Source organism: Jannaschia donghaensis (assembly GCF_001403795.1).
Lineage (GTDB): Bacteria > Pseudomonadota > Alphaproteobacteria > Rhodobacterales > Rhodobacteraceae > Jannaschia > Jannaschia donghaensis.
The window spans coordinates 1173550-1199625 of record NZ_CXSU01000012.1; the positions used below are offsets into that span (position 1 = coordinate 1173550).

Genomic DNA, 26076 nt, shown 5'->3' on the forward strand with positions numbered 1-26076 from the left:
CCCTCCCTTTTTATCTGGTGTCGCCCACCCTCCCGGCGCGGCGACGGCCCCCTTGGCGGAGCGTGTCGCGACGATAGGGATTGGAAGGGCGGAGTCAAATACCGGAAAACGCGTAGAAGACGCGGCGCGGCACGCAGTCGAAACGAATTTTAACGTTAGCAGTCGATTCATCCTCCGGTGGCAAACGGTCCCCATTCCTCGGTGAGGATCGCCATGGCGACGATCAACGGCGGAAACACCACCGATTCCCTGTCGGGGTCGCGCGGGCGACGACTCAATTCACGGTAATGACGGCGACGAAAGCATAAAGGGCGGAGGTGGATCGGACAGTATCGACGGCGGCAAGGGCAACGACGCGATCCACGGGGGCGCGGTCGCCTCCTGTGTCAGTCTCCTACTCGGTCGCCATTCGGTCGTTTTCGCCAACGGATGTCCGGCCGAAACACTGCCGGTCACAGATTACACCCGCGCACGAATGGCCCGCGCGTTACGGCCCGTCCCGCCTGCGATGCGTCCCGCTTTTTCCATCCTGCGCCACGATCCGGCCTGCACAGGACGCATGCAACGGGCCTAGCGGGGGCAAAAGCGCGCGACCCCTCTGGCCCCCGGCGCGCGGCTGCGCTCTATCTTGGGAATGCGTCTGCCCCGCCCCTCCTACGGTCAATCCCTGTTTCTGCTAGCCACCCTGCCCCTGATCCTGGCGGTCGGGGCCATTGCCGTGCTGATCGCAGTGCAGTCCGACCGGGCCGCCACGCGGGAGATCGCGGCGCTGGAGCAGACGATGATCGAAGCCAAGCGGCGCGAATTGCAGAACTACCTGCAACTGGCCCGCACCTCCTTCATCACCATCTACGGCAACGCGGCCCCCGACGATGCGGTGGCCAAGCTGCGGGTCACGCAGATCCTGTCGGCGATGGTCTATGGCACCGACGGGTTCTTTTTCGTCTATGACTACGACGGCAACAACCTGGTGGCCCCCCGCCAGACCTGGCTGATCGGGCGCAACTGGTTGGACCTGTCGGATGCCGGCGGCACCCCGATCACCCGCACGCTGATCGACGTGGCGCGTCAGGGCTCGGGGTATCACAGCTATGACTGGCGCAAGCCGTCGACCGGGGAACCGGCGCAGGTGCTGACCTATGTGATCGGCCTTCAGGACTGGCAGTGGGCCATCGGCACGGGCGTCTGGCTGGACGATGTGCTGGCCCAGGGCGACGCGGCGCGCGCCGACGTGCGGGCCCGTGTCGCGGCACAGTTTCGGTGGATCGGGGCGATCGCACTGGCCGCGCTTCTGCTGGTTTTCGCCTCCGGGTTCCTGATTACCGTGCGCGAACGGCGGCTGGCCGATGCCAAGCTCAAGCAGCTGACGCAGCGCGTCCTCGACACGCAGGAGGAAGAGCGGGGCCGCGTCGCGCGGGAACTGCACGATTCCATCAGCCAGCTTCTTGTCGGGATACGGTACAAGCTGGAACTGGCGCGGCGCCTGACGACCAAAGGCGATGCCGCGGCGGCCGGCGCGGTGGACGGCGCGATCACCGGATTGCAGAGCGCGCTTGGCGAAGTGCGCCGGATCAGCCACGACCTGCGCCCCGGGGTCCTGGACGACCTGGGCCTCGGCCCCGCGCTGCGCACCCTGTGCGAAGCGTTCGAGGGGCGGACCGGGCTGACGGTCGAATTCCGCACGGTCGTCTTTCGCAATCGGCTGGACATCGATGCGAAGACGGCCCTGTTCCGCATCGCGCAGGAGGCGTTGACCAACATCGAACGCCATGCAGGTGCGACGCGCGTGTCGGTGCGTGTGTTCGGCCACCGGCGGGGCGCCACCCTGCGGATCGAGGACGATGGCCGCGGCATGGCGCACGCCACGACCGGGTCGGGCATGGGGTTGCGCAACATGGCCGAACGGATCGAACAGCTGGACGGAACCCTGACGATCGCGGCCGGCCCGGGGGGCCGCGGCACGGTGATCGAGGCGACCGTCCCGCTGAGCCATCTGCTGACGCCAGGGACGAAATCGGATGGGGTGGCCCCCGCCCCGACCCCACAACAACCCGACCTTGGTTAAGGCATAAACCTTTATTCAATATACAGGAATTTGGACGGAACTCCGTCGTATCCGCATCATAATCTCAACTGAATCGTAAAGCGTCGACCCGTATCAGCAAGCTCCACCTTTCGGAGATTTCTGATGCTCTCGCTCCCGCAAATCGAAGGCGACGTGATCGGCACCGGCATGTTCGGCGGCAACTTTCTTGCTGACCGTTATATGCTTGGCCAGGAAAACGGCGTGGAAGGCGCGATCGACACCCTTGGCGTGACCGGTCTGCGATACCCCGGCGGATCGCTGACCGAACGATTGTTCGACATCACCGATCCCGACAGTCCGACAGCCGTGAACGATGATGGGTCGGTGGTCGATTTCGTCCCCCTGTCGACCTTCATCGACTTCGCGCACGATGCGGGGCAGCCTGTGACGATCGTCATTCCGACACGCGATTTCCTGTCCCAGAACAGCGACGCGAACGGCGACCGCTTCGCCGCCTTCGACGAAGATGCGCTGCGGACCTTCGTGCGGGACGTGGCCGAAGGGCAATACGGCGACGCCGAGATCACGGCCTTCGAGATCGGCAACGAATACTGGGGCAGCGGCGAAATGACGGCCGTGGAATACGGACGGCTGTCATCGAAGATGGCCCGCGTCATCGATGAAGAACTGGACGCCGTCGCGTCGGAGGCCGGCCCGGACACTGTCATCGATATCGTCGTCCAAACCGGCACGAATTTCGGCTCCTCCGACCTGCGGTCGCAGTATGAGGGGCAGTCGACCGAAGATATCCTGCAGGACCTGAACGACCGCTATGGCACCGATTTCGGCGACGAGGTCGTGTTTCGGGGCGGCAACGTGAACTGGCGGATGGTCAACGAGGAATTGTTGCAACGCGAATTCGACGACGCGGAGATGGACGCCGTGGACGGCGTCGTTACCCATCTCTATTCCAAGGATCCGGTGCAGCCGGGGCAGCGCGAATTCGGCTTGGACACGATCCAGAAGACCTGGATCGAGGATAACCCCGATCTCGACATCTATGTCACCGAATGGAACCAATCGGCAGCCGAACCCCGGTTCGACAGCGACAGGGACTTCGGCCTGATGAAGGCCCACGAGGTCCTCAACACCTTCGAGACGATGGTGTCGGCGGGGGTCGATCAGGCGAACGTCTGGCCATTGTTGCAGAACACCCGCAACGCGCTGCAACCCGATTCCTTCGATGGCGAACTCAGCCCGACGGGCGCGCTCTTTTCGATGATGTCAGATGCGCTTCCCGGCAAGCACCTGCTGGATTTCGCCGTCGGCCAGGATGACGTGACAGAGTTTCAAGGGGACACAGCGGATATCCACGGCTTCTACGGCGACGGGGAGATGGTGCTCTACGTCGTCTCGACATCGGACAGCACCGAGACGCTGACCTTCGATCTGGACGACATGATCGAGGAGGGCGGGCGCGTAACCGGGCAGATCCTTGGCGTGCGCGATGGCGACGCACCGGGGTCCACCACCGCCCGGGCCCAGACCGAGACGCTGGAGGAGGCGGATTTCTTCGATGACGGGCTGATTGCCGTCGCCCTGGACCCTGGCGAAATCCTGGAGGTGCGGATCGCGGACTTCGTGCCGACCGACGCTTTCGCGGCCGCGATCGCCCCGCCGGTCGATCCGGTCCCCATGGTTCCGCCGCTGGACGACACGATGCCGGACGATTTGCCGACGATCCCGGTGACGGAAGAAGACGATCCTCCCGAAGAAGCGGACGCCGGGTCCGACGACGATGGCGGCGGCGGAATGATGGACGGGTTGGTGTGGTTGCTGGGCCTGCTGCCGCTTCTGGCGCTGGGCGGTCTGGGCGGCTAGCCGCTTGCCGACAGGCGCGCCCTCGCCTATTCGCGCCAAATGCCGAGCGATCCGACCCAGACCGGCCAAGCCGCCGCCGACACCATTCGCGTGATGATCGTCGACGATCATCCAATGGTCGTCGATGGGATGCGCGCCCTTCTGGAGACTTACGACGACCTGAGCGTGGTAGGCACGTTCCGCAACGGACGCGACGCGATCGAACAGGTGGCGACGTTGACGCCGGATGTCATCCTTCTGGACCTGAACATGCCTGAGATGAACGGGCTGGCCGCGACCGAAATCCTGCGTGACCGCCATCCGCAGGTGGCGATCCTGATCCTGTCGATGCACGATGCGCCTGAGTACGTGGCAACGGCCCTGCGTCATGGGGCCAGCGGATATTGCCTGAAGGATCAGCCGACCGAGGAAATTCGCCGTGCGATCGACACGGTCCTGCGCGGCGACCGTTATCTGTGTCCGGGTGCCGAAACCGCGCTGGAGCCGTCCACTGACGGGTCGGAGCCGCTGACGTCGCGCGAACAGACCATCCTTCTGCTGCTGGCGCAGGGTCGGTCCAACAAACAGGTCGCCGGCGAGTTGGATATCTCGGTCCGGACGGTCGAAACCCACCGAAAGAACCTAAAGCGCAAACTGGGGATCGCGACGACCGCCGGCCTAACGCGCTATGCTATGGAACATGGCGTGCTGCAGGGAACCGGGCTGACGCCCTGATCGTCAAGTCCTGCGCATCAAGCGTACGCCGTCGCGCTTCAGAAATCCAAGAAAACTCACCAGAGCGACCTTCAACGGCCGGAGGAATGCGATAGGACCCCGATCGACGGTCACGAAGTATTCGAAGACACCACCAGCGCCGCATGGATGGCCACCGTTCGCCCGGTCATGCACGGGCGGTCGTCGGACAGGGCGCTAGCCACGCCCCATGATCACAGTGACGTAGTTGCGCGTTTCGCGGTAGGGCGGGATGCCGCCGTGCCGTTCGACCGCGCCGGGACCGGCGTTGTAGGCGGCCAGGGCCAGACGCCAGCTGCCGAATTTGCGATACTGAATCGCAAGATAGCGTGCGCCGCCTTCCAGGTTCTGGGCCGGATTGTTGGCGTCGACGCCAAGAGCTCGCGCCGTGCCCGGCATCAACTGCGCCAGACCCATCGCGCCCTTGTGGGACCGGGCGTTTGGGTTCCAGCCCGATTCCTGCCGGACCAGCCGCAAGAACAGATCTTCGGGAATGCCGTTGCGCCGTGCCGCGGTGCGTGCCGTGTCGATCCAGGCCGATCGCTGGCTGCCGGTATAGCGCGGAATCGACTCGGCCGACGGAACGGCGATCGGCGTGGGCGACGTGGGAATTAGGCGTTTGGAATGGGCGTATTGGCCGGACAGGCGGCGGTCCATCAATGCGGTCTGATTGGAAAACAGATCGCCGCGGGACCGGCTGGACAGGGTTTGCGATTCGGCTGCGGTTGCCACGAAAACTACCGCCGAAAGCGCGGCAAGCGTTGAAATACGGATCACACGAAAACCCCTGACTGTCCCAAGTCCGCCCGCCGCCCCGTTTTTCCGGGAACATCCGAACTGCGGGCACGCTAGATCAAACGCGCATTGAAAGAAAGCCTGCCCCCCTGGCCCCCGTTCGGGCGATGGACCTTTAACCGGAGAGGTGGTCAAAAGGCGGCCAACAGATTCGACAAGACGGGGAGAGCGGCATGGCCGGAAGCGTGAACAAGGTCATCATCATCGGCAACCTGGGGCGCGACCCCGAAGTGCGCAGTTTCTCGAACGGCGGCAAGGTGTGCAACCTGCGCATCGCCACCTCCGAGACGTGGCGCGATAAGGCCAGCGGAGAGCGTAAGGAGAAGACGGAGTGGCACAGCGTCGCCATCTTCTCGGAGCCGCTGGTCCGCGTGGCCGAGCAATACCTCAAGAAGGGCTCCAAGGTGTATATCGAGGGGCAGCTGGAAACCCGCAAATGGCAGGATCAATCCGGTCAGGATAAGTATTCGACCGAGGTGGTGCTGCGGCCCTACCGCTCCGAATTGACCATGCTCGACGGGCGCGGTGAAGGCGGCGGCGGGGGCGGGGGCGGCGGCAATTACGGCGGCGGCGGCGGTGGTGGTGGGTACGACGACCGCGGCGGCAATCAGGGCGGCGGCGGAAATGCCGGGGGCGGTTATGGCGGCGGATCCGATCTGGACGACGAAATTCCGTTCTGATCACCGCGCCCCGACGCGTGACTGCGGCCTCCCGATGCGGAGGCCGTTTTCGTTTCGGCCGGGCCGCACGGGCGATTGCGACATACCGCGCGGACCGCTACCCCTGACGTCATCCCCGTGACCGGAGGCCCGGATGTCATCGCTGAACCCCAATCTTGTCGCCACCTTCCCGCCCCCGGTGATGGAGGCCCGGCGCTGGATCGAAGACGCGACCTTTCCGCAGGATCGCCCGCTTCTGAACCTCAGCCAGGCGGCCCCCGCCGACCCGCCGCCCGAAGCCTTGCGCCGCGCGATGGCCGACATCATTTTGACCGACCCGGCGGCGCATATGTACGGCGCGGTTTTGGGCCTGCCGGAGTTGCGCGCACGGGTCGCGGGCGACTGGCGACGCGATTACGGCGGCAGTATCACCGCCGATCAGGTCGCCATTACGTCGGGCTGCAACCAGGCATTTTCGGCCGCCATCGCCACGCTCGCCGGCGAGGGCGACAACGTGATCCTGCCGATCCCGTATTACTTCAATCACAAGATGTGGCTCGACATGACGGGGATCGAGGCGCGCACGCTCGATACGGATGACAGTCTTCTGCCCGACCCGCACGCCGCCGCGGCACTTATCGACGCGCGCACCCGCGCGATCGTTTTGATCAGCCCGAACAATCCGGGCGGCGTGGAATACCCCGCGCCCCTGATGGCTGCGTTCCGCGACCTGTGTCGCACACGCGGCATCGCGCTGATCGTGGACGAGACGTACCGCGATTTTCACGCCGTCAATGGCGCGCCGCACGACCTGTTCGTCGATCCCGACTGGGACGATACGCTGATCCAGCTCTATTCCTTTTCCAAGGCGTACCGCCTGACCGGGCATCGCGTGGGTGCCATCGTGGCGTCGCCCACGCGTTTGGCGCAGGTCGAGAAATGGCTGGACTCGGTGGCGATCTGCCCCACCGGGCTGGGCCAGCGCGCGGCACTCTGGGGGATGGAGAACCTGCGCGACTGGCTGGCCGGCGAACGGCAGGAGGTTCTGCGCCGCCGCGCCGCGCTGCACGCGGGCTTCGCCGTCCGTCCCGATTGGACTTTGCTGGGGTGCGGGGCGTATTTCGGCTATGTCGCGCATCCGTTCGACCGAACGTCGGACGACGTGGCCCGCGCGCTGGTCGACCGCGCGTCCGTCCTTGTGCTGCCCGGCACGATGTTCGGCCCCCTTCGGACCCAAGGCGGCACTGGCCGGGCGGAGGCCACGTTGCGCATCGCCTTCGCCAACGCGGACGCGGACGGCATCGCGACCCTGTTCGACAGGCTGGACACCGTCACGCGCGCCGGCCTCTGACCGCTTGCCCCCACCCGGCCCGCGCCCTATCAACGGCGCGATGAAATCGGGGGGCAGCCGGATGGCCGAAACGAAACGCCGCAAGAAGAAATCGAACATGGCCGTATGGGTCGTTCTGGGTCTTCTGATCCTGGCGCTGGGCGGGTTCGGCGTCGGCGGGTTCGGCAGTTCTCTCTCCACGGTAGCCAGCGTGGGCGACCGCGATATCACCGTCCAGGAATACGCCGATGCGCTGCAGGCCGAACAGGCCCGCGTGGGTCAGCAGTTCGGTCAGCGCCTGACCATCCAGCAAATGCAGGCCCTGGGCCTGGATCGTCGCGTGATGGAGCGTTTGCTGGCCGGCGCCGCGCTGGAGGAGGAGGCAGACCGCGTCGGCCTGTCGATCGGCGATGGCGAAGTCGCCCGCCGCATCCGCGAAAACCCCGCGTTCGGCGGCATCGCCGGTGGTTTCGACCGGGAGGGTTATGCCTTCGCGCTGGACCGCGCCGGCCTGTCGGAACGCGCCTACGAGGAGCAGATCCGCAACGACATCGCGCGCGAATTGCTGCAGGCTGCGGTCGTGGGCGGGACAGAAGCTCCGGCCACCTATGTCGATACGCTGACCCGCTACGTCGCCGAGACCCGCGATGTGACGCTGACCCCGGTGACGGTTGCGGATCTGGCCGGCGGTCAGATCGCGCCGACCGAGGACGATCTCCAGACGTTCTACGACGAGAACCAGGCCCTTTTCGAAACGCCCGAATTGCGCGCCATCACCTATGCCTGGGTCGCGCCCGACCGGATCGTCGACGGCATCGAGGTGGACGAGGTGCAGCTGCGCGAGGTCTATGAGGATCGCATCGATCAGTACCGGCAGCCCGCCCGCGTCCTGGCCGAGCGTTTGGCCTTTGCCGACACCGCCGCCGCCGAAGCCGCGTTGGCGGCCATTGAATCCGGCGAGATGACGTTCGACGCATTGGTGGAAGATCGGGGCCTGACGCTCGATGACGTCGATCAAGGCGAGATTGCGCAGAGCGATGTCGACGCAGACGTCGCCGACGCCCTTTTTGCGCTGGAGGAGCCGGGCATCGCCGGTCCGGTCGAGACGTCCCTTGGCCCCGCGCTTTTCCGCGTGAATGCCATTCTCAACCCTACCGAAATTACCTTCGAGGAGGTTCGCGACAGCCTTGTGGCCGAGGTCGGGCTGGACACCGCCCGGCGCAGCATCGACGCCGACCGGGAAATGATGGACGACATGCTGGCCGGCGGCGCGACGCTGGAAGAACTGGCGGCGGATACGATGCTGACGTTGGGCACCGTGCGCTGGGATGCCGGCGGCGACGATCAGGGGGCCGACATCGCCGCCTATGACGAATTTCGTGCCGTGGCGCGCGCGGCCCAAAGCGGGGACTTTCCCGAGTTGGAAACCCTTTCGGACGGCGGGCTTTTCGCGCTGCGCCTGGACGAAATCGTCCCCCCGACCGTGCCGCCGCTGTCGCAGCTGCGCGGGGAGGTCGAGGCCGCATGGCGTGCGCAGACGCAGTCCCGCCAGCTGACCGAACGCGCCGCAGCCTTGGCGGCCAGTGACACCGACGTTCCCGCCGCCCCATCCGAGGAGATCATCGGTCTGGCCCGCGACGCGACGCTGGAAGGCACGCCCCGGACCCTGGTGTCCGAGATTTTCGCGGCCGAGGACGGGGTCCGGATCGCGATCGAGGGCGACGATCAGCGTGCCTATATCGTGTCGATCGATGCCGTCAACGTGCCCGACCTGACCGCCGGCGAGGCCGAGGATATCCGCGCGGCCGTCGAACAGCAGGCCGGTCAGACCATCGCGTCGGATGTCTTCGAAGGCTACGGCCAGGCCATCCAGGACAGTGCCGGCTTTACCGTCGACCAGCAAAGTGTCCAGGCCATTCAGGCGCAGCTTGGCGGGACTTACGGCGGATGATTGCGCCGGCCTTTCCCGCGTTCGAAGCGGCGTTCGACCGGGGCGAAAATCAGGTCCTCTGGTCCCGTCTGCCCGCCGATCTGGATACGCCCGTCTCGCTGATGCTCAAGCTGGCGGAGGCGCAGCCCCATTCCTTCGTGCTGGAATCGGTCACCGGCGGCGAAGTCAGGGGCCGCTATTCCATCGTCGGCATGAAGCCCGATTTGATCTGGGAGTGTCATGGCACAACCAGCCGGGTGAACCGTGCCGCGCGCTACGATTCGCAGGCGTGGGACGACGCTGGGGAACCGCTGGCCGCGATCCGCGCCCTGCTGGACGAAAGCCGCATCGCCCTGCCCGACGGCCTGCCGGCGGCAAGCGCGGGCCTGTTCGGATACCTTGGCTACGACATGATCCGGCTTGTCGAACATCTGCCCGACGTGAACCCAGATACGCTGAACCTGCCCGACGCGGTGTTGATGCGCCCATCGGTCGTGGCGGTGCTGGACGGTGTGAAGGGCGAGGTGATCCTGGTCGCGCCCAGTTGGCGCGCCGGGGCAACGACCGCCCGCGCAGCCTATGCCCAGGCCGCCGAACGTCTGCAGGACGCGCTGTCCGCGCTCAGCCGGGCCGTGCCCACGCCCCACGACATGGCGGAGCCGTTCGACCTGCCAGAGCCGGTCTCGAATTTCTCCAAGGACGATTACATGGCGGCCGTCGAAGTGGCGCGCGACTACATCGCAGCGGGCGACATCTTCCAGGTCGTTCCGTCGCAGCGCTGGACATACGAATTTCCGCTGCCGCCCTTCTCTCTCTACCGCGCGCTGCGGCGCACGAACCCGTCGCCCTTCATGTTCCACTTCGACCTTGGGAGTTTCCAGATCGTCGGGGCCAGTCCCGAAATCCTGGTCCGGGTGTTCGGGGATGAGGTCACGATCCGCCCCATCGCCGGCACCCGCCCGCGCGGCAAGACGCCCGAGGAAGATCTGGCGCTGGAGCGGGATCTGCTGGCCGACGGCAAGGAATTGGCAGAACATCTGATGCTGCTGGATCTGGGGCGCAACGATACCGCGAAGGTGTCGAAGGTCGGCACAGTGCGCCCGACCGAGAAGTTCATCATCGAACGCTACAGCCATGTGATGCACATCGTGTCCAACGTCGTGGGCGAATTGTCGGCCGATCACGATGCGCTGTCTGCCCTGCTGTCGGGATTGCCCGCGGGCACCGTATCGGGCGCACCCAAGGTCCGCGCGATGCAGATCATCGACGAGTTGGAGCCCGAAAAACGCGGCGTCTATGGCGGCGGCGTCGGGTACTTCAGCGCGGGGGGCGACATGGACATGTGCATCGCGTTGCGCACCGGCGTGGTGAAGGATGGCAAGCTTTACGTGCAGGCCGGGGGCGGCGTCGTCTGGGACAGCGATGCCGAAGCCGAATGGCAGGAAACGGTCAACAAATCCCGCGCCCTCAAGATGGCCGCGCAGGAGGCGGGGCGGTTCACCGCGCAGGGCAACCGCTGATCCAGGTTATTTTCGCGACAGGATACGATCCAGCGCGTTCTTGAACGCGGCGCGATCTTTCGGGCCGAACGGGGCCTGACCGCTGCCCTGCCCGCCGGTCATCCCGTCCAGACCGGGGCGCAATTCGTGCATCAGGTTCCGACTTGCCACCGTCTCGCCGATGGAGGTTTCGGTGTATTCGCGTCCCCGCGGGTCCAGCGCCGCGCCGCCCGCCTTTACGATGCGTTCGGCCAACAGGATGTCGGCGGTGATCGTGACCGAACCGGGCCGGGCGACTTCGGCGATGGCGTCGTCGGCGGCATCGAACTTGTCCCCGGCGGCGAACATCTTGATCAGCGGATGATCGGTCAGGCGCAGATAGGTGGCGGCCACGAAGATCGCCTGGATGTTGCGGCGCAAAGCCATCTCGATGATTTCAGATTTTACCGGACAGGCGTCAGCGTCGATCAGGATCAGGTTGATTGCGGTCATGTGAAATGCGTCTCGTCAAAGGGGATCGTCAGCGGTCCGGTTCGCGTGTGCAGGTGCAGCGCGCCGGGGGCAAGGCTGACGTCCGTGATCGGCACCCGACCTGGGACCCGCAAGATCGCATGGGGGATGACATGTCGCCCGACCGACAGGGCCGTCGCGACGCCTTCGGCCGCGATGCGGTTGTCGGACAGGGCGGCGGCGAAACCTTCGTCCCCCGCGCAGATCGCATCCTCCACCCCGATCAGGCCTGCCGCCGCTTGCCATATTCCGGATCGGCTTTCGCTGGAAAACCAGAGGTTTGTGACGGGAAGTTGACACGTCTGCCGCAGCGTGACGATCGTATCGCCCTCGGCCCGTCGCGCGATGGCCGTCCAACCAAGATCGTGGGCTCCGACCAGCGTTGCGAAATCTTCGTGCGGACCGACGGGGATATCGTGGATCGGATCGCTTCGGGTGGCTTGCGGCAGGAACGGCGCCTCGGCATCAAAAGTCAGCATCGTCGTAGCGTTCGAAAAGAGCTCCGCCCCGGCCCGCGTCTGAACGATGGGGTGATGGGCGAAGGTGCACGGCTGGTCGAGGTCGAGGATATGCGTCTGATAAAGGATGGGATGATCGTCGCGCAGCGCGATGCGCGCAGTGATACGCCCCCGCGCGATCCTGCGTGTCGCCGACAGGGCGCAGGGACTGGCGCGGGTAACATGCCAGGGCGCGTTCGCCGACAATCCGTGGGACGGGCCGTCGTCCAGATCGTCGGGACCGAAGGGCGCGCAGACGAAGGTCCCGGCCAGCCGACGGTCGACCAACGGAATGTCCTTGTCCGCCTGCACCGCCGGATCGTCGCGCCAGGGCGCGGCCCACAGGATCGCCGCGCCCGCGATCTCCAACCGGGGAAGATGGCCCGTCGCGGCCTCCCACTCGGCGACGATGCCCCGGGCCGACAGCATCATGTCAGCGCCCGAAGCCCCTGCGCCAGAACCATCGCGTCCGACCCCATGCAGACCACCCGCGCGCCCGCCGCGATCCAGCGGTCCGGGTCGGCGGCGAAGATGCCCGGCGGCGTGCCGGTCGCGGCGATGCGCGCAATGGCATCCTCCAGCGCCGCGTGAACCACCGGATCGGCGGCGTCCGTTCCCATGTCGGCGGCCAGATCGGCGGGACCAAGGAAGACACAATCGACGCCCGGAACGGCACAGATGTCTTCCAGGTTTTCCAACGCCGTCCGGCTTTCCGCCTGCACCCAGACCGACACATCGGCATTCGCGCGGGTGATGTATTCTGGGTCCAGCGAATACATCGCCGCGCGCGCGACGAAGGCCCCCATCCCGCGCACGCCCTGTGGCGGATAACGGCAGGCGGCCACCGCTTGCGTTGCCTGATCCACGGTGTCGACCATCGGCACCAGAACAGTCTTCGTCCCCAGATCAAGCGCCTGCTTGAGCAGCCAGTCGTCGTTCGTGGGCACGCGGACCACCGCGTCCGGGGCCGCGATCAGGCGAGCGCGGATATCAGCCACGTCCCACGCCCCGTGTTCCCCGTCGATGCAGATCCAGTCGAACCCGGCCGCGGCGGCAAGTTCGGCCAGTTCCGGCCCCGGCAGGTTCTGCCAGATGCCCCGCGTGATCGCGCCAGCGGCCAGCTTCGATTTCAACGTGTTCATGGCATCGCAGGTGCCACGGCGGGGACGGCACAGGCAAGCCGCCCCTGCTCTCGAAGTTTGTGTGGAATTTCGCACACGGGTGTCGAATTGTATGATCTTCGTCCGGTAAAGCCTTGGACTAAATCTATTTTGAAGAAACGCGATTCATCTGTTGAACGCCTCAGGCCGCCTGCTAGGCTTTCGCCAGATGCGGGGAGGGAGCCTCGCGTACAGGGAGAATATACATGAAAATACTTACAACGGCGTCCGTCGCCGCCCTCACGCTCGCCTTCGCCTCCGAAGCGATCGCGACCGAATGGAACGTCTCGCTTTGGGGCAAGCGCCGCGCCTTTACCGAACACGTCGAGAAGCTGGCCGAATTGGTGGCCGAGCGGTCGGGCGGCGACTTTACCATGTCGATCAGCTATGGCGGTCTGTCCAACAACACCGAAAACCTCGACGGTATCTCCATCGGCGCATTCGAGATGGCGCAGTTCTGCGCCGGATACCACCGCGACAAGAACCGCGCGATCACCGTGCTGGAATTGCCGTTCCTGGGCGTCGAGAACCTGGATCAGGAAGTCGCCGTCAGCCACGCGATCTATGACCACCCCGCCGTCACCGAAGAGATGGCCAAGTGGAACGCGCGGATGCTGATGACCAGCCCGATGCCGCAATACAATCTGGTCGGCACCGGCGATCCCCGCGTCACCGTCGACAGCTTCGAGGGCATGCGTGTGCGCGCCACCGGTGGCATCGGTTCGATGTTCGAGAGCGTGGGCGCGGTCCCGACCTCGGTCACGTCGTCCGAAGCCTACAACGCGATGGAATCCGGCGTCGTCGACTCGGTCGCCTTTGCCCAGCACGCGCATTTGTCGTTCGGCACGCTCGACATCGCGGACTGGTGGACCGAGAACCTGAACCCCGGCACCGTCAACTGCCCCGTGGTGGTCAACATTGACGCCTACGAGGCGCTGTCGGACGAACACCGCGCGATCCTGGACGAGGCGGTGGACGACAGCATCGACTACTACCTGGAAAACTACGCCGACCTGCTGGAAGGCTGGGAAGCCACGCTGTCCGAAAAAGGCGTGGAAAAGGTGACCGTGGCCGCCGACGAGATCGTCAAGCTGTCGGACGGCGCGCAGCCCATCCACCAAGCCTGGATCGAGGAGGCCAACGCAAACGGCCTGCCGGGTCAGGAACTCTATGATCTTGTTCAGGCCGAGATCCTGAAGGCGAAGGGTCAGTAAAGAGACTTCGGGGCGGGGCCGCACGGGCCCCGCCGCACCGACACGACGATGACGGGCCGTCCGACCGGCACGCACAGGGGAATTCATGTCCACACCTTCTTCCGTCCTGACGGACGAGACCCGGTTGTCGCGGCTGGATCTGGCGACCCTGCGGGTCGAGGCGCTGTTGAACCTGATGTCGGGCATCACGATCTTCGCCCTCGTCCTGCTGGCGATCGCCAACGTCCTGCTGCGCAAGTTCTTCAACGCCCCCGTCCCCGGTTACATCGACTGGACGCAGACATTCATGGCGATCTTCGCCTTTCTGGGCCTGTCCTATGTGCAGCGCGAAGGCGGGCATATCCGCATGGACCTGTTCGTGAGCAAGCTGTCGGGTCGCACGCTTTGGGTTTTCGAGTTCGTGTCCGCCCTGTTCATGCTGTTGGTGGTGACCGCGCTGATCTACGGCACCTGGTTCCACTTCCTGCGGTCGTTCGATTTCGCCGCGCCCAACTGGTCGACGGACAGCACGATCGACATCGCCCTGCCCGTCTGGCCCGCCAAGCTGGTCGTGCCGATCGCCTTCGCCCTGCTTTGGGTGCGGCTGGCCCTGCAACTCTGGGCCTACGGGCGTGCGATCCGCACCGGCACCGACGCCCCCGTCGGCGTCCCGCTGGTCGAGGATCCGGCCGTTCAGGCCAACAAGGAAGCCGCAACCGTGGCGGGGGCCGACTGATGGACAGCATCATCGATATGAAGGCGCTGCTGGACGGCGTCGATGTCTTTACCACATCACTCTGGCTGTCCGGTCTGCTGCTGGTGCTGGTCATCATAGGCGTGCGCGTGGCCTTCGCCGCCGCGTTCATCGGGTTTGTGGGCCTGTGCCTGTTCTTCATGCAAAAGCAGGGGTTCGACAAAGGCATCGTCACGGCGATGAAGACCGTGGGCCAGATCCCCCATGCAAAATCGACGCAATACGCGCTGAGCCTGATCCCGACGTTTATCCTGATCGGCTATCTGGCGTATTACGCCGGTCTGACGCGCTATCTCTTCGAGATGGCGAAACGCTGGGTCGGCTGGGTGCCGGGCGGCCTGGGGGTGGCGACCGTCTTCGCCACCGCAGGCTTTGCCGCGGTCTCCGGTGCCTCCGTCGCAACATCAGCCGTGTTCGCCCGCATCGCCATTCCGGAAATGCTGCGCGACGGGTATGACAAGCGGTTCGCGGCCGGAGTCGTGGCCGCCGGCGGCACGCTCGCATCGCTGATCCCGCCGTCGGCCATCCTCGTGATCTATGCCATCATCGTGGAGCAATCGGTCGGCAAACTGCTGCTGGCCGGGTTCCTGCCCGGCATGGTCAGTGCGGTGATCTACGGCGGGCTGGTCATCATCCTGGCCAAGATGCGCCCGACCCTGGGGCCGGCGGTCGGCGGCTATTCCTGGAAGGAACGGTTGGAATCCCTGCCCGGCGCGATGCCGATCTTCCTGGTCGTCTTCATCATCGTCTATTCGATCTATTTCGGCTGGGCCACGCCCACGGAAGCGGGTGCTCTGGGTGCCGGCGTCGTCCTCGTGATGGCCGTCTGGAAGGGGATGCGCTGGAACCAGCTGCATGGCGCGTTGATGGAAGCGGCCAAGCTGACGGTGATGATCTTCGCGATGATCTGGGGCGTGCTGATCTACGTGCGCTACCTCGGGTTCGCCAAACTGCCCGATGCTTTTGCGACCTTCATTTCGGGCCTCGAATATCCGCCCTATGCGATCCTGCTGTGCATCCTTCTGGCCTATGTGGTGCTGGGCATGTTCATGGACGCGATCGGGATGTTGATCCTGACCCTGCCCGTCACCTTTCCGGCCGTGATGGCCCTGAACGGCGGTGTCGGCGGACAGCTCGGCAGCCTTGGCATGACGAATGAGGACGCGGCGATCTGGTTCGGCATCATCGTGGTCAAGATGGCCGAGCTTTGTCTGATCACGCCGCCCATCGGCCTGAATTGTTTCGTCGTCGCAGGCGTGGCGCAGGACGCCAAGATGGACATTTCGGTGTCGGACGTGTTCCGCGGCGCGTCGCCGTTCTTCATCGCCGACGTCATTACCGTGGCTGTCCTGGTGGCCTTTCCCGGTATCGTGCTGTTCCTGCCGGGCCTGCTCTAGGGTTCGACGATCGCGTATCAGCCGCGCGTCATGAAATCGGGATTTACCACGCCTTTGAAACACCGCGGCAGGTACGGATAGGCGTCCGTGGCGAAATAGGTATAGGTCCCGTCGATCATTCCGCCGTTGCATTCGTCCAGCGTGCCGGACCCGGCGCGATACTCGAAATCCTCCTCGAAGGTACCGTCGTAGGCACCGAAGGGGGCTGTGGGCCGATCCCCCGGTTTCAGCCCCCAGGACGATGTCGCGGTCGTGGGGCTGTACCGGATTTCGAAGCCGTCGGGCGCATAGCCCAGCAAGGCCCCCTCGCTCGCGGCCAAAAGCGCGGGTGAGACGGCGTGATAGTGGTACAGGCCCGAACGGTCCACATGCGCATTCTCGTCGTCCATGCCCAGAGACCGGGGATCGTGCATCGCCTGCTGGCGCCAGCCGCTGGACGGGTCACGCCCGAATCCGCGCCGCCCGTTCGGGTCATAGTATCCGGCGGTGTAAGGCCGGAACGGCACACCGGTGGTCGACACGCCGACCGTCATCGCGCCGGTGGTGACGGTGTCGGCCAGTTGCGGCTCCGTCGGAAAGCAGAAGCTCAGGGGTTGTGAGACAAAGGCGTTGGGATTGGCGGGATTCGGAAACGCGCCCATGTCGTGGTTCGGTGCCCCGTTGGACGCGATGCAGGTCATGTCGCCTCGCTGAACATAGGACACCTCGTTCTCGTGCGCCGCCGCACCAAGCGGGAGGAGGGAGAGGGCAAGGCAGGCAGTCAGGACGCGGGTCATCGGCAGTCTCCGGTTCAGGTTCACTGCGCCTTTCACGCATCGCTTTGGGTTTTCCGTCGCCGATCCGCTTCAAATCGACGCAACAAATGAAAACAAAACTGCGCTGTCGGGCAATTTTCTCCACCAAGGCTGTTGACCCCCCTGCCGGACCGGGTATTCATAGCGGCGGCAAGGACAAGAATATGAAAACGCTTCTCGTAGTAATCGGATCAGGGTGCATGGGCTGAAATATCAGCAACCATATCGGTAACCATGCGCCCCCCCGGAGTTGACCCCTCCGGGGGTTTTTCGTGAGACGCGACGACAAAAGGAATGAAGTGATGAGCAAGCAGATGACCGGCGCGCAGATGGTGGTGAAGGCCCTGCGCGATCAGGGGGTCGACACGATCTTCGGGTATCCCGGCGGTGCGGTCCTGCCGATCTACGACGAGATCTTCCAGCAGCAGGACATCAAGCACATTCTGGTGCGTCACGAACAGGCGGCCGTCCATGCCGCCGAAGGTTACGCCCGCTCCACCGGCAAGCCCGGCGTGGCGCTGGTCACCTCCGGCCCCGGTGCGACGAATGCCGTGACGGGCCTGACCGATGCGTTGATGGACAGCATTCCGATCGTCGTCCTGTCGGGTCAGGTGCCCACCTTCATGATCGGCTCGGATGCCTTTCAGGAGGCGGACACCGTCGGCATCACGCGCCCCTGCACCAAGCACAACTGGCTGGTCAAGGAGACGGACACCCTGCCCAAGGCCCTGCACGAGGCGTTTCACGTCGCCACCTCGGGTCGCCCCGGCCCGGTTCTGGTGGACATCCCCAAGGACATCCAATTCGCCAACGGCAATTACACCGGCCCCAAGCAGGTCGAGACGTCGCATTACCAGCCCAAGCTGAAGGGCGACGCCGACGCGATCGAGCAGTTGGTCGACCTGATGGAACGCGCCGAACGTCCGGTGTTCTATACCGGCGGCGGCGTCATCAACTCCGGCCCTGCCGCGTCGCAATTGCTGCGCGAACTGGTGGACGGCACCGGCTTCCCCATCACCTCGACCCTGATGGGTCTGGGCTGCTATCCCGCGTCCGGCTCCAAATGGCTGGGCATGTTGGGGATGCACGGGACCTACGAAGCGAACATGACGATGCACGGCTGCGATCTGATGATCAACGTCGGCGCCCGCTTCGACGACCGGATCACCGGTGTCCTGTCCGAATTCAGTCCCAAATCCACCAAGGTCCACATCGACATCGATCCGTCGTCCATCAACAAGGTGGTCAAGGCCGATGTCCCGATCCTGGGCGATGTCGGTCACATCCTGGAAGACGCGCTGCGCCTGTGGAAGGCGCGCGGGCGCAAGACGAACGCGGGTGCCATCCAGAAATGGTGGGGCCAGATCGAGGAGTGGCGCAAGGTCGACTGCCTGAAGTTCAAGCAGGAAGGCAAGATCATCAAGCCGCAATACGCCATTTCGCGGCTTGAGGCGCTGACCAAGGACCACGACCGCTATATCTGCACCGAAGTCGGTCAGCATCAGATGTGGGCCGCGCAATACCTCGGGTTCGAGGATCCGAACCGTTGGATGACGTCGGGTGGCCTGGGCACGATGGGCTACGGCTTCCCCGCCTCCATCGGCACGCAGGTCGCGCATCCCGACGCCCTCGTCATCAACGTCGCCGGCGAGGCATCGTGGCTGATGAACATGCAGGAAATGGGGACGGCCGCGCAGTACCGCCTGCCCGTCAAGCAGTTCATCATCAACAACGAACGTCTGGGCATGGTGCGCCAATGGCAGGAATTGCTGCACGGTGAGCGGTATTCCCAGAGCTGGTCCGAGGCCCTACCCGATTTCGTGAAATTGGCCGAAGCCTTCGGGGCCAAGGGTATCCGATGCGACGATCCCGACGATCTGGACGAGGCGATCAAGGAGATGCTGGCCCACGACGGCCCCGTCGTGTTCGATTGCCTGGTGGAAAAGCACGAAAACTGCTTCCCCATGATCCCGTCGGGCAAGGCGCACAATGACATGCTGTTGGGCGACGCCGACACCCAGGGCGTGATCGACGCCAAGGGGTCGGTCCTGGTCTGACGACCCCGTTTTTCAGGGCACAGGGCGCGCTTTGGCGCGCCCTTTTTCTCAGCGCGCCAGCAGGCCGTCTTCGGCCAGATCCGCTTCGATCAGGGCCATCTCTCCGGTGTCGATGGTTCCCGATCCATCACCGTCATAGCGGTTGAACAAAAGCGCATTGAACTCGGCCTCATCCACGCCGCCGTCGGCGTTCAGATCCATGTTGACGTATTCGCCCACGGTGCCCAACCCATTGCCCCATTCATCGGAATTCAGGCTGGCGTCCCCATCGCCATCGAATTTGGCGAAGGTGCCCAGGTTGCCGAAGCCGTCGACGAATTCGCCGGGGTCCAATTGTCCGTCGGCGTTCACATCCCAGCTGACTTGCGCCGATGCGGCGACGGTGCTGGCCAGGATCAGGCCAAGGCTGATGATCGTCTGTCGTGTCATGGGTCTCTCTCCGGTATGGGGTGGGGGCGCGGGGTGCGTCCGCTCCGTGCCGGTTTGCGCCCGATTGCGGTGCCCGGCCACGCCGCGCGCGCGACCCCCGTCGATCGGCCGGTTTCCCGCCAGCCGGGTGGCAAGGACCCGCGCGATTTCGCGCAGGTCACCGCCCATCGCGGTCCCCCGCCTATCGCGGTCAGGATCCGCACGAAAAAAAGGCGACCCCGAGGGGCCGCCTTTGTACATCCGAAGGGAAAGACGCTTCAGTTGTCGAACTTGATGTCGTCGCCCAGATCGTTTTCCAGGTCGACCAGCTCCGCCGCGTCCAGCGCGCCATCGGCGTTCAGGTCGTAGCCCGCAAAATAAGCCGTCGCGTATTCTACTTCGTCCAGCATGCCGTCACCGTTCGTATCGTAATCGACCAGCGTCAGGGGCGTGGCATCATCGGCGACGTCGACTTCCAGGCCGTCGTAGAACGTGGCGAATTCGGCTTCGTCCAGCATTCCGTCGCCGTTCACGTCGAAACCGGGGAAACTGCGCGCCTTGTCGAGGACGTCGCGGAATTCCGCGCCGGTCAGCATTCCGTCACCATCCACGTCGTAGCCGATGATCGCGTTCTGGGCTGCAACGGGGGCGGCGAGGGTCAGGGCAACGGCGCTCGCGGCGAAAATATTGATCTTGGTCATGGGTCTTCCTTTCGTCTTGCAGGTTGGGCCGGAGTATTCGTCCGTCCCTGTGTCCCATCAACACGGACCCCCCGGTGGAAGGTTCCCGACGGGCCTTTCACAGACCTTCAAAACCGGCGATAACGTGCCGAACGCCAAGGGAGCCGCCGTCATGTCCGCGCTGAAACTCAAAAAGGGCTCCACGAGCCATTCCGCCTATAACCTTCGCCCGAATTTCTCGGACGTGCAGGAACGGCACACGCTGGCCGTTCTGGTCGACAACGAGGCGGGAGTGCTGGCCCGTGTGATCGGCCTGTTTTCGGGGCGGGGCTACAACATCGAAAGCCTGACCGTGGCCGAAGTCGACCACGAGGGGCATACGTCGCGCATCACGGCCGTCACCGTCGGCACGCCGCAGGTGATCGAACAGATCAAGGCACAGCTGGGCCGCATCGTGTCGGTTCGCGATGTCCATGACCTGACGGTCGAGGGCAAACCGGTCGAGCGGGAACTGGCGCTGTTCAAGGTGACAGGCACGGGCGACAAGCGGATCGAGGCATTGCGCCTGGCCGAGATCTTCCGCGCCAATGTGGTCGACAGCACCTTGGACAGTTTCGTGTTCGAGATCACCGGCGACGTCGGCAAGATCGAAGCTTTCGCCGACCTGATGCGTCCCATCGGTCTGGTAGAGATGGCGCGCACCGGCGTCGCCGCCCTGGCCCGCGGCGCGCAATAGCGCGGAACAATTTCCCCGCGGGCGCGGCGATCAGAAAACCTCTGTCGCGTCCGTCATGAAATATGGCGGCTGAATGAGGTCGAAGGCATCCCAGTCGTCCGCATCGATCCGGAACGTGTCGGGGCCGCTGCCGCTCGCGAAGTCGGACAGCAGGACCTCCGGGTCTTCCACCCCATCGATGATCGGCCGGTCGCGCGCATCGGTCCCGTAGGGCAGGCCGATGATGACCTCGCTGTCCGATCCATCGCCGCCGCCGAACGGGTTGGACAGTGTCGTCGTGATCTGTCCGACCTCCACCCCGTCAGCGTCATAGTCGGTGATCTGCGTCGTTCTGTCATATCCATTCGCCGCAACGCTGTCCTGCGTGGTCCGGCGGAGCATACCGTCGATCCAGACTTCGCGCACGGTCGATCCGTCATCATCGAGGGTCGCAGTCTCGTAGAGAGAGCCATCGGCATTGAAAATACTGAACGCCTGGCTCCAATCGAACGCATCTGCCATGTCGATGCGGCCCCCGAACATGATGTCGCCGTTCTGTCCGTATTCGTTGACCGTCGCGACACCGTTGTCGGCCACACGCTCCAAGATCCGGCGCGTGCCGTCCTCGTCGTACGCCGTAGCCTGCCGATCCCATCCGAAGGTATCGGCTGCGTCGGTCCGGATCACGATGTCGCGTTTTCCGTCGTCGTAGCGTGTCTGCGTGACGACGCCCGTGTCTGCCGTCGCCTGCTGCGACTGAATCGTGCCGGTCGCGTCGTAGGTCTTCACGATCGAGTCCCAAGCGCGCGCGTTCCCCGCATCGGTCAGGACGCGCGTCGAAAGCTGGCCATCCACATAGGTTTCCGCACGGATCACGCCATCGTCGCCCACCCGTTCCAGGCCGATCAGATGCCCGGTCACCGGGTCGTAATCGCAGACGATCGACGTCCAGCCTTTGACGTCGCCCACATCTTGGGTCGCCTTGCGAACCAGGCGTCCATCCTCATAGGTGAAGGTGGTGACGCGGCCGTCGGCGGCGGTCACAGTGCGGGTCGTCTCTACCGGCATGGTGGATCCTCAAGGCTTTGATACACCCTGATATTTGATGCGCGAATGGGGCGATTTCGCGGCACGCCCGGTGTCAGGACGCGAATTTCGCCTTCAGCGCCGTGTTGACCGGGGGGGTGACGAAAGACGACACATCACCGCCCAGACGCGCGATCTCTTTGACCAACTTGGACGCGATCGCCTGATGTTCCGCCTCCGCCATCAGGAACACAGTCTCGATCTTGTTGTTCAAGATGCGGTTCATCCCGACCATCTGATATTCGTACTCGAAATCGGCGACCGCGCGCAGGCCCCGCACGATCATCTGCGCGCCCACATCTTGCGCGCAGTCGATCAGCAGGTTCTCGAACGGATGGCAGACGATCTGCGTGCCCGTCCGCTCCGACCAGAAGGCGCATTCTGCTTCGACCATCGACACCCGCTCCTCCAGATCGAAAAGGGGGCCCTTGTCGCGGTTGATGGCCACGCCAATGACCAGCTTATCGACCAGAGTGCAGGCCCGCTTGATGATGTCGATATGGCCCTTCGTGATCGGATCGAAGGTGCCGGGGTAAAGGGCCGTGCGCATGGGAAGGCTCCCGCAAGAATATTGCGCAACGCCTGCCACGGGTCGCGACCGGGTTCAAGCGCGGCGCTTGGGGCCGGCCTTGCCGCGCCACGCCAGACTTTGCGCATTCAATGCGGCAAGGTCCGCACGCCCGGCCAACACCGCCTCGCCCGTGGCGATCGCCCGCTCCAGAATATCGCGGGGCGCATGGGCATAGGCGGGACGACCCGCAATCGCGTCGTACCAGACGCCGCCGGTCGCAGCGTCCAGCAGGATTCGCTGGAAGCAATGGTCCAGATGCACAGGCCACTCCCGCGTGGCCGCCGCCGGCAGGACGCGCGTCGTCAGGTCGCGCCAGCGCCGCTCTAACGCGGGCCGATCGTCGTCCGGGTCGAACAGATCGGGCGTGTTACCCATTCCCGGAAATCATGGCCGCCAGCGCGTCCTTTTCCATGGAAACCTCGCTCAACCTGGCCTTCACGACATCCCCAAGGGAGATCAGCCCGATCAGCAGCCCGTCCTCCTCGACCGGCATGTGACGGAACCGACCCTCGGTCATCGCGGCCAGAATGGCTTCCGCGTCTTCGCCCGGCGCGCAAGTCGTCAGGTCGCGGGTCATCAAATCGCCCACCGTCTGGTCCAGGATCGCGGCCCCGTCGGAGCCCAGCTGGCGCACGATGTCACGCTCCGACAGGATGCCCTGCGCGCGCCGCCCGTCGGCGCTGACGACCAGGGCACCGATCCGCCGCGCGGCCAATTCGGCCACCGCGTCGGCAATGCTGGCCGCCGGATCGATGGTCAGGACGCCCTGGGTCTGCTTGGATTTCAGGATCTGTGTGACGAACATCTGGTATCTCCCTTGCGCGCTGCCGTCCCGGAAGGGTCGGCCTGTCACTGGCCTCTGTCAAGAAATTCCGATCCGGCGTGACGCGCGCGCGACTTTGCGACAGGTATGGATCATGGACAAATTGACGAATTCCGATCTCTCGACGCTGGTGGCCTTGCGCCACGACCTGCACGCAACCCCCGAAGTGTCGGGGGCGGAGGCTGGCACCAGCCGCCGCATCGCGCGCGCCTTGACCGACCTCGGGGCTGACCGGGTCGTGACCGGCTTGGGCGGCCACGGCGTCGCGGGGGTGTTCGCCGGCGCGGCACCCGGCCCGACCGTCCTGCTGCGCTGCGAACTGGACGCCTTGCCAATCGAGGAGGTCGGAACACCGCCCTGGCGCAGCACGGTTCCGGGCCAGGCGCATCTGTGCGGCCACGACGGCCATATGGTCACGATGCTGGCCGTCGGTCACATGCTGGCCCGCGCGCGTCCCGCCGCGGGCCGCATCGTTCTGATGTTCCAACCGGCCGAAGAAGACGGCAGCGGTGCCATCGCGGTCTGCGCCGACCCGGCGTTTGCAGACCTGCGGCCCGACTGGGCCTTCGCGCAGCACAACGAACCGGACATCCCGCGCGGTGTCGCCCATGTGCCGGATGGCCTGGCCAGCGCGCCGTCCGTCGGCCTACGCATCGCACTGACCGGGATCGAAGCGCATGCCTGCGCGCCCGAGGATGGGGTTTCGCCCGCAGGGGCCATGGCCGATCTGATGACGGCCCTGCCCGCGCTGACGAAGGGTGCCTTCCCGTCGGACGACTACCGCCTTGTCACGTTGACGCACGCCCGGCTTGGCACGCCGGCGTTCGGCATCGCACCCGGCCGGGCAGAGGTGCTGGTGACCTGCCGCACGACGTCGGACGACAGTCTGGCCGCGCTGGTCGACGACGTTCGAAACATGGTCGCCGCGCGGTGCGGGTCAGTAGGGTTCCATATCACCGAGCACGATCATTTTCTTGCGGGGGTGAACGATCCCGATGCCGCCCGCATTCTGCGCGACGCCGCCAGCGCGGCGGGTCTGGACGCGAATCCCGGACTGCCTTTGCGCGCGTCGGAAGATTTCGGCCGCTTCGGTCACGATTGTCCGTCGGCGATGCTGTTGCTGGGGGCCGGTCCCGGTCCGGCCCTGCACAATCCCGATTACGACTTTGACGACGATCTGATCGTGCCCGGCGCGGCCCTCTTGCTGGGCGCGGCGCGGGCGATCACGGGATGAAGCGCCCCTGAAGGGCGGCCGCAGGCCGGTTCATGCACCGCGCCTCCGCCGCCTGCGCCGCCTCGGTCGCTAGGATCAGCCAGGCCCCGTCGCTGGTGGGGCGCGGCCAGTCGTACACGCTTTCGACCATCGCGCGGTGGATCCCGTCATATGGACTGGTTTGCGCCGCCAAAAGACGCTGTTCGTCGCGCGACTGCCCCCGTTTGCGCCCATCGACCACGGCCTTGGCCAACGAGACGTAGTCGACGCAGCCCGGAACGAAGGGCACGATTACCGGAGCCGGGCGGAAATAGCCGCAGCCAGGCAACAGCAGGACGAGGAGGAGCGCGCGCATCATGCCCCCCGTCTGTCATCAAAGCGTTAGGATTCCGTTGCCGCCGCCTCCAGCCGCGCCATTTCCGCCCGCAGCCCGTCAGCCAGCAGATCGGCCGTCCGCGTGATCAGCGGCCCGCCCGCATCGGAATGACGGCTCAGGTGGAACGCCCGCGTCAGACGCACATCGCCGGGCAGGACGCGACGCAGGTCGGGCGCAGACGGCAGCATGAAATCATGCACCACTCCGATGCCCCCACCCGCCCGGATCAGGCCAAGCTGCACGGCGGCCGAATTCGACGCCAGGCCCGGTGCCGCCGCCCCAACCTCCCCCAGATAATCGAGGTCGGCGTCGAAGATCATGTCGGGGATATAGCCGACGATCCGATGCCCCTTCAGATCGGCGCGCGACGTCACCGGCGGATGCGCCGCCAGATAATCGCGGTGCGCCGCAAGGCTCAGCCCATAATCGCACAACCGTCGCACCCGCAGCCGCCCGACCTTGGGCGCGCTGACCGTGATCGCCAGATCCGCCTCCCGCCGGCCCAGATCGAACACGCGCGGCAGCGCCACGAGGTCCAGGCCCAGCTCGGGGTGGGCCGCCTGCAGCGCCGTCAGCACCGCGGGCAGGACATGGTTCGCCACACCGTCCGGCGCGCCGATGCGCACGCGACCGCGCAGGCGGTCATCGCCAGCCAGTGCCGCGACGCCGGCCCGCGCGCGCGCTTCCATTCCTTCGGCATGGGGCAGCAGCCGATGGCCCGCGTCGGCGAGGGCATAGCCACGCGGGGATTTCACGAAAAGCACAGTCCCCGCCCGATCCTCCAACCGCGCGATGCGGCGGCTGAGCGTGGCGGGATCCAACCGCAAGCCCTTCGCCGCCTCGGCCAATGATCCGCCGCGCGCGACACCAAGGAAAATCCGCAGGTCGTCCCAGTCCATACCGCGCCCTGTCCCGACAATTTCGCAAGACCACCCTGCCCCGCTGCCCCTGTCGCCGCAAGGCCGCGACCGTTAGGATGGCCGAAACTTT

Annotated in this window: 27 protein-coding genes; 14 read left to right on the forward strand and 13 right to left on the reverse strand. The window is 65.2% G+C overall.

Annotation, left to right across the window (positions count from 1 at the left end; translation table 11 throughout):
- The first annotated feature begins 277 nt into the window (after positions 1-277).
- The 4 genes from JDO7802_RS18865 (at position 278) to JDO7802_RS15065 (ending at position 4621) form a co-directional block, all read left to right on the forward strand.
- Positions 278-574, forward strand: a complete 297-nt coding sequence (locus tag JDO7802_RS18865; RefSeq protein ID WP_245624238.1) for a hypothetical protein — start codon at positions 278-280, stop codon at positions 572-574.
- Positions 575-634: 60 nt separating this feature from the next.
- Complete coding sequence (locus JDO7802_RS15055; RefSeq protein WP_055086759.1) at positions 635-2065, forward strand: cache domain-containing protein; 1431 nt, start codon at positions 635-637, stop codon at positions 2063-2065.
- Positions 2066-2188: 123 nt separating this feature from the next.
- On the forward strand, positions 2189-3907 hold the full coding sequence (locus JDO7802_RS15060; RefSeq protein ID WP_055086760.1) for a hypothetical protein: 1719 nt from the start codon (positions 2189-2191) through the stop codon (positions 3905-3907).
- A gap of 39 nt (positions 3908-3946) precedes the next feature.
- Entirely contained in the window at positions 3947-4621 is a 675-nt protein-coding gene (locus JDO7802_RS15065; RefSeq protein WP_055086761.1) for a response regulator transcription factor, read from the forward strand.
- Between the two features lie 195 nt (positions 4622-4816).
- Here the strand turns inward: JDO7802_RS15065 and JDO7802_RS15070 are convergent, their stop codons facing one another.
- Positions 4817-5371: a lytic transglycosylase domain-containing protein gene (locus tag JDO7802_RS15070; RefSeq protein WP_245624204.1), complete on the reverse strand. Its 555-nt coding sequence runs from the start codon at positions 5369-5371 to the stop codon at positions 4817-4819.
- A 236-nt stretch (positions 5372-5607) separates the two neighbouring features.
- On the opposite strand from JDO7802_RS15070, the gene ssb reads away from it, so the two are divergent.
- The 4 genes from ssb (at position 5608) to trpE (ending at position 10873) form a co-directional block, all read left to right on the forward strand.
- Positions 5608-6114, forward strand: coding sequence for a single-stranded DNA-binding protein (ssb, locus tag JDO7802_RS15075; RefSeq protein WP_055086763.1), 507 nt, complete (start codon positions 5608-5610; stop codon positions 6112-6114).
- A 133-nt stretch (positions 6115-6247) separates the two neighbouring features.
- On the forward strand, positions 6248-7444 hold the full coding sequence (locus tag JDO7802_RS15080; RefSeq protein ID WP_055086764.1) for an aminotransferase: 1197 nt from the start codon (positions 6248-6250) through the stop codon (positions 7442-7444).
- A gap of 40 nt (positions 7445-7484) precedes the next feature.
- Positions 7485-9374, forward strand: coding sequence for a peptidylprolyl isomerase (locus JDO7802_RS15085; RefSeq protein WP_055086765.1), 1890 nt, complete (start codon positions 7485-7487; stop codon positions 9372-9374).
- Positions 9371-10873: an anthranilate synthase component I gene (gene trpE / locus JDO7802_RS15090; protein ID WP_055086766.1), complete on the forward strand. Its 1503-nt coding sequence runs from the start codon at positions 9371-9373 to the stop codon at positions 10871-10873. The genes JDO7802_RS15085 and trpE overlap by 4 nt, the downstream gene beginning before the upstream one ends.
- A gap of 6 nt (positions 10874-10879) precedes the next feature.
- On the opposite strand, the gene JDO7802_RS15095 is transcribed toward trpE, so the two are convergent.
- The 3 genes from JDO7802_RS15095 to JDO7802_RS15105 are packed head-to-tail and all read right to left on the reverse strand — an operon-like array spanning position 10880 to position 13001.
- Positions 10880-11344 (reverse strand): YaiI/YqxD family protein, encoded by a 465-nt coding sequence (locus tag JDO7802_RS15095; protein ID WP_055086767.1) that lies wholly within the window; start codon positions 11342-11344, stop codon positions 10880-10882.
- Positions 11341-12291 carry a hypothetical protein gene (locus JDO7802_RS15100; RefSeq protein ID WP_055086768.1) on the reverse strand — a complete coding sequence of 317 codons (951 nt, stop codon included), beginning with the start codon at positions 12289-12291 and terminating at the stop codon, positions 11341-11343. The genes JDO7802_RS15095 and JDO7802_RS15100 overlap by 4 nt, the downstream gene beginning before the upstream one ends.
- Entirely contained in the window at positions 12288-13001 is a 714-nt protein-coding gene (locus JDO7802_RS15105; protein ID WP_055086769.1) for an HpcH/HpaI aldolase family protein, read from the reverse strand. The genes JDO7802_RS15100 and JDO7802_RS15105 overlap by 4 nt, the downstream gene beginning before the upstream one ends.
- A gap of 224 nt (positions 13002-13225) precedes the next feature.
- On the opposite strand from JDO7802_RS15105, the gene JDO7802_RS15110 reads away from it, so the two are divergent.
- The 3 genes from JDO7802_RS15110 (at position 13226) to JDO7802_RS15120 (ending at position 16363) form a co-directional block, all read left to right on the forward strand.
- Positions 13226-14233 (forward strand): C4-dicarboxylate TRAP transporter substrate-binding protein, encoded by a 1008-nt coding sequence (locus JDO7802_RS15110; RefSeq protein ID WP_055086770.1) that lies wholly within the window; start codon positions 13226-13228, stop codon positions 14231-14233.
- A gap of 85 nt (positions 14234-14318) precedes the next feature.
- Complete coding sequence (locus JDO7802_RS15115) at positions 14319-14948, forward strand: TRAP transporter small permease subunit (RefSeq protein ID WP_055086771.1); 630 nt, start codon at positions 14319-14321, stop codon at positions 14946-14948.
- Positions 14948-16363, forward strand: coding sequence for a TRAP transporter large permease (locus JDO7802_RS15120; RefSeq protein WP_187298158.1), 1416 nt, complete (start codon positions 14948-14950; stop codon positions 16361-16363). The genes JDO7802_RS15115 and JDO7802_RS15120 overlap by 1 nt, the downstream gene beginning before the upstream one ends.
- Before the next feature lie 17 nt (positions 16364-16380).
- Here the strand turns inward: JDO7802_RS15120 and JDO7802_RS15125 are convergent, their stop codons facing one another.
- Positions 16381-17139 carry a YHYH protein gene (locus tag JDO7802_RS15125; protein WP_055086772.1) on the reverse strand — a complete coding sequence of 253 codons (759 nt, stop codon included), beginning with the start codon at positions 17137-17139 and terminating at the stop codon, positions 16381-16383.
- 320 nt (positions 17140-17459) lie between these two features.
- On the opposite strand from JDO7802_RS15125, the gene JDO7802_RS15130 reads away from it, so the two are divergent.
- Positions 17460-19214, forward strand: coding sequence for an acetolactate synthase 3 large subunit (locus JDO7802_RS15130; protein ID WP_055086773.1), 1755 nt, complete (start codon positions 17460-17462; stop codon positions 19212-19214).
- A gap of 48 nt (positions 19215-19262) precedes the next feature.
- Here the strand turns inward: JDO7802_RS15130 and JDO7802_RS15135 are convergent, their stop codons facing one another.
- The gene (locus JDO7802_RS15135) at positions 19263-19811 is read right to left on the reverse strand and encodes an EF-hand domain-containing protein (protein WP_055086774.1); all 549 of its coding nucleotides are present in this window, start codon (positions 19809-19811) and stop codon (positions 19263-19265) included.
- 89 nt (positions 19812-19900) lie between these two features.
- Positions 19901-20323 carry an EF-hand domain-containing protein gene (locus JDO7802_RS15140; RefSeq protein ID WP_055086775.1) on the reverse strand — a complete coding sequence of 141 codons (423 nt, stop codon included), beginning with the start codon at positions 20321-20323 and terminating at the stop codon, positions 19901-19903.
- A gap of 151 nt (positions 20324-20474) precedes the next feature.
- On the opposite strand from JDO7802_RS15140, the gene ilvN reads away from it, so the two are divergent.
- Complete coding sequence (gene ilvN / locus JDO7802_RS15145; protein WP_055087281.1) at positions 20475-21038, forward strand: acetolactate synthase small subunit; 564 nt, start codon at positions 20475-20477, stop codon at positions 21036-21038.
- Positions 21039-21068: 30 nt separating this feature from the next.
- On the opposite strand, the gene JDO7802_RS15150 is transcribed toward ilvN, so the two are convergent.
- The 4 genes from JDO7802_RS15150 to JDO7802_RS15165 all read right to left on the reverse strand — a co-directional run bounded on the left by JDO7802_RS15150 (position 21069) and on the right by JDO7802_RS15165 (position 23479).
- Entirely contained in the window at positions 21069-22085 is a 1017-nt protein-coding gene (locus JDO7802_RS15150) for a hypothetical protein (protein WP_055086776.1), read from the reverse strand.
- 73 nt (positions 22086-22158) lie between these two features.
- A complete protein-coding gene (coaD, locus tag JDO7802_RS15155) occupies positions 22159-22653 on the reverse strand; it encodes a pantetheine-phosphate adenylyltransferase (RefSeq protein ID WP_055086777.1) in 495 nt (164 codons plus the stop codon).
- 54 nt (positions 22654-22707) lie between these two features.
- Positions 22708-23049: a hypothetical protein gene (locus tag JDO7802_RS15160; RefSeq protein ID WP_055086778.1), complete on the reverse strand. Its 342-nt coding sequence runs from the start codon at positions 23047-23049 to the stop codon at positions 22708-22710.
- On the reverse strand, positions 23042-23479 hold the full coding sequence (locus JDO7802_RS15165; RefSeq protein WP_055086779.1) for a CBS domain-containing protein: 438 nt from the start codon (positions 23477-23479) through the stop codon (positions 23042-23044). The genes JDO7802_RS15160 and JDO7802_RS15165 overlap by 8 nt, the downstream gene beginning before the upstream one ends.
- A 112-nt stretch (positions 23480-23591) precedes the next feature.
- Here JDO7802_RS15165 and JDO7802_RS15170 point away from each other — a divergent pair, with 112 nt between their 5' ends.
- A complete protein-coding gene (locus tag JDO7802_RS15170) occupies positions 23592-24731 on the forward strand; it encodes an amidohydrolase (protein WP_055086780.1) in 1140 nt (379 codons plus the stop codon).
- Here the strand turns inward: JDO7802_RS15170 and JDO7802_RS15175 are convergent.
- Together JDO7802_RS15175 and JDO7802_RS15180 are read right to left on the reverse strand one after the other, a co-directional pair.
- Positions 24721-25065: a hypothetical protein gene (locus tag JDO7802_RS15175; protein ID WP_144430635.1), complete on the reverse strand. Its 345-nt coding sequence runs from the start codon at positions 25063-25065 to the stop codon at positions 24721-24723. The two genes, JDO7802_RS15170 and JDO7802_RS15175, sit on opposite strands and share 11 nt — an antisense overlap.
- A 26-nt stretch (positions 25066-25091) precedes the next feature.
- On the reverse strand, positions 25092-25985 hold the full coding sequence (locus JDO7802_RS15180; protein WP_055086782.1) for a LysR family transcriptional regulator: 894 nt from the start codon (positions 25983-25985) through the stop codon (positions 25092-25094).
- Positions 25986-26076 lie beyond the last annotated feature (91 nt).

What these genes read in the sequence shown, in the direction of transcription:
- JDO7802_RS15055 (WP_055086759.1), top strand. Translation starts at nt 635, where the DNA reads ATGCGTCTGCCCCGCCCCTCCTACGGTCAATCCCTGTTTCTGCTAGCC.
- JDO7802_RS15060 (WP_055086760.1), top strand. Translation starts at nt 2,189, where the DNA reads ATGCTCTCGCTCCCGCAAATCGAAGGCGACGTGATCGGCACCGGCATG.
- JDO7802_RS15065 (WP_055086761.1), top strand. Translation starts at nt 3,947, where the DNA reads ATGCCGAGCGATCCGACCCAGACCGGCCAAGCCGCCGCCGACACCATT.
- ssb (WP_055086763.1), top strand. Translation starts at nt 5,608, where the DNA reads ATGGCCGGAAGCGTGAACAAGGTCATCATCATCGGCAACCTGGGGCGC.
- JDO7802_RS15080 (WP_055086764.1), top strand. Translation starts at nt 6,248, where the DNA reads ATGTCATCGCTGAACCCCAATCTTGTCGCCACCTTCCCGCCCCCGGTG.
- JDO7802_RS15085 (WP_055086765.1), top strand. Translation starts at nt 7,485, where the DNA reads ATGAAATCGGGGGGCAGCCGGATGGCCGAAACGAAACGCCGCAAGAAG.
- trpE (WP_055086766.1), top strand. Translation starts at nt 9,371, where the DNA reads ATGATTGCGCCGGCCTTTCCCGCGTTCGAAGCGGCGTTCGACCGGGGC.
- JDO7802_RS15095 (WP_055086767.1), bottom strand. Translation starts at nt 11,344, where the DNA reads ATGACCGCAATCAACCTGATCCTGATCGACGCTGACGCCTGTCCGGTA.
- JDO7802_RS15100 (WP_055086768.1), bottom strand. Translation starts at nt 12,291, where the DNA reads ATGATGCTGTCGGCCCGGGGCATCGTCGCCGAGTGGGAGGCCGCGACG.
- JDO7802_RS15105 (WP_055086769.1), bottom strand. Translation starts at nt 13,001, where the DNA reads ATGAACACGTTGAAATCGAAGCTGGCCGCTGGCGCGATCACGCGGGGC.
- JDO7802_RS15110 (WP_055086770.1), top strand. Translation starts at nt 13,226, where the DNA reads ATGAAAATACTTACAACGGCGTCCGTCGCCGCCCTCACGCTCGCCTTC.
- JDO7802_RS15115 (WP_055086771.1), top strand. Translation starts at nt 14,319, where the DNA reads ATGTCCACACCTTCTTCCGTCCTGACGGACGAGACCCGGTTGTCGCGG.
- JDO7802_RS15120 (WP_187298158.1), top strand. Translation starts at nt 14,948, where the DNA reads ATGGACAGCATCATCGATATGAAGGCGCTGCTGGACGGCGTCGATGTC.
- JDO7802_RS15125 (WP_055086772.1), bottom strand. Translation starts at nt 17,139, where the DNA reads ATGACCCGCGTCCTGACTGCCTGCCTTGCCCTCTCCCTCCTCCCGCTT.
- JDO7802_RS15130 (WP_055086773.1), top strand. Translation starts at nt 17,460, where the DNA reads ATGAGCAAGCAGATGACCGGCGCGCAGATGGTGGTGAAGGCCCTGCGC.
- JDO7802_RS15135 (WP_055086774.1), bottom strand. Translation starts at nt 19,811, where the DNA reads ATGGGCGGTGACCTGCGCGAAATCGCGCGGGTCCTTGCCACCCGGCTG.
- JDO7802_RS15140 (WP_055086775.1), bottom strand. Translation starts at nt 20,323, where the DNA reads ATGACCAAGATCAATATTTTCGCCGCGAGCGCCGTTGCCCTGACCCTC.
- ilvN (WP_055087281.1), top strand. Translation starts at nt 20,475, where the DNA reads ATGTCCGCGCTGAAACTCAAAAAGGGCTCCACGAGCCATTCCGCCTAT.
- JDO7802_RS15150 (WP_055086776.1), bottom strand. Translation starts at nt 22,085, where the DNA reads ATGCCGGTAGAGACGACCCGCACTGTGACCGCCGCCGACGGCCGCGTC.
- coaD (WP_055086777.1), bottom strand. Translation starts at nt 22,653, where the DNA reads ATGCGCACGGCCCTTTACCCCGGCACCTTCGATCCGATCACGAAGGGC.
- JDO7802_RS15160 (WP_055086778.1), bottom strand. Translation starts at nt 23,049, where the DNA reads ATGGGTAACACGCCCGATCTGTTCGACCCGGACGACGATCGGCCCGCG.
- JDO7802_RS15165 (WP_055086779.1), bottom strand. Translation starts at nt 23,479, where the DNA reads ATGTTCGTCACACAGATCCTGAAATCCAAGCAGACCCAGGGCGTCCTG.
- JDO7802_RS15170 (WP_055086780.1), top strand. Translation starts at nt 23,592, where the DNA reads ATGGACAAATTGACGAATTCCGATCTCTCGACGCTGGTGGCCTTGCGC.
- JDO7802_RS15175 (WP_144430635.1), bottom strand. Translation starts at nt 25,065, where the DNA reads ATGCGCGCGCTCCTCCTCGTCCTGCTGTTGCCTGGCTGCGGCTATTTC.
- JDO7802_RS15180 (WP_055086782.1), bottom strand. Translation starts at nt 25,985, where the DNA reads ATGGACTGGGACGACCTGCGGATTTTCCTTGGTGTCGCGCGCGGCGGA.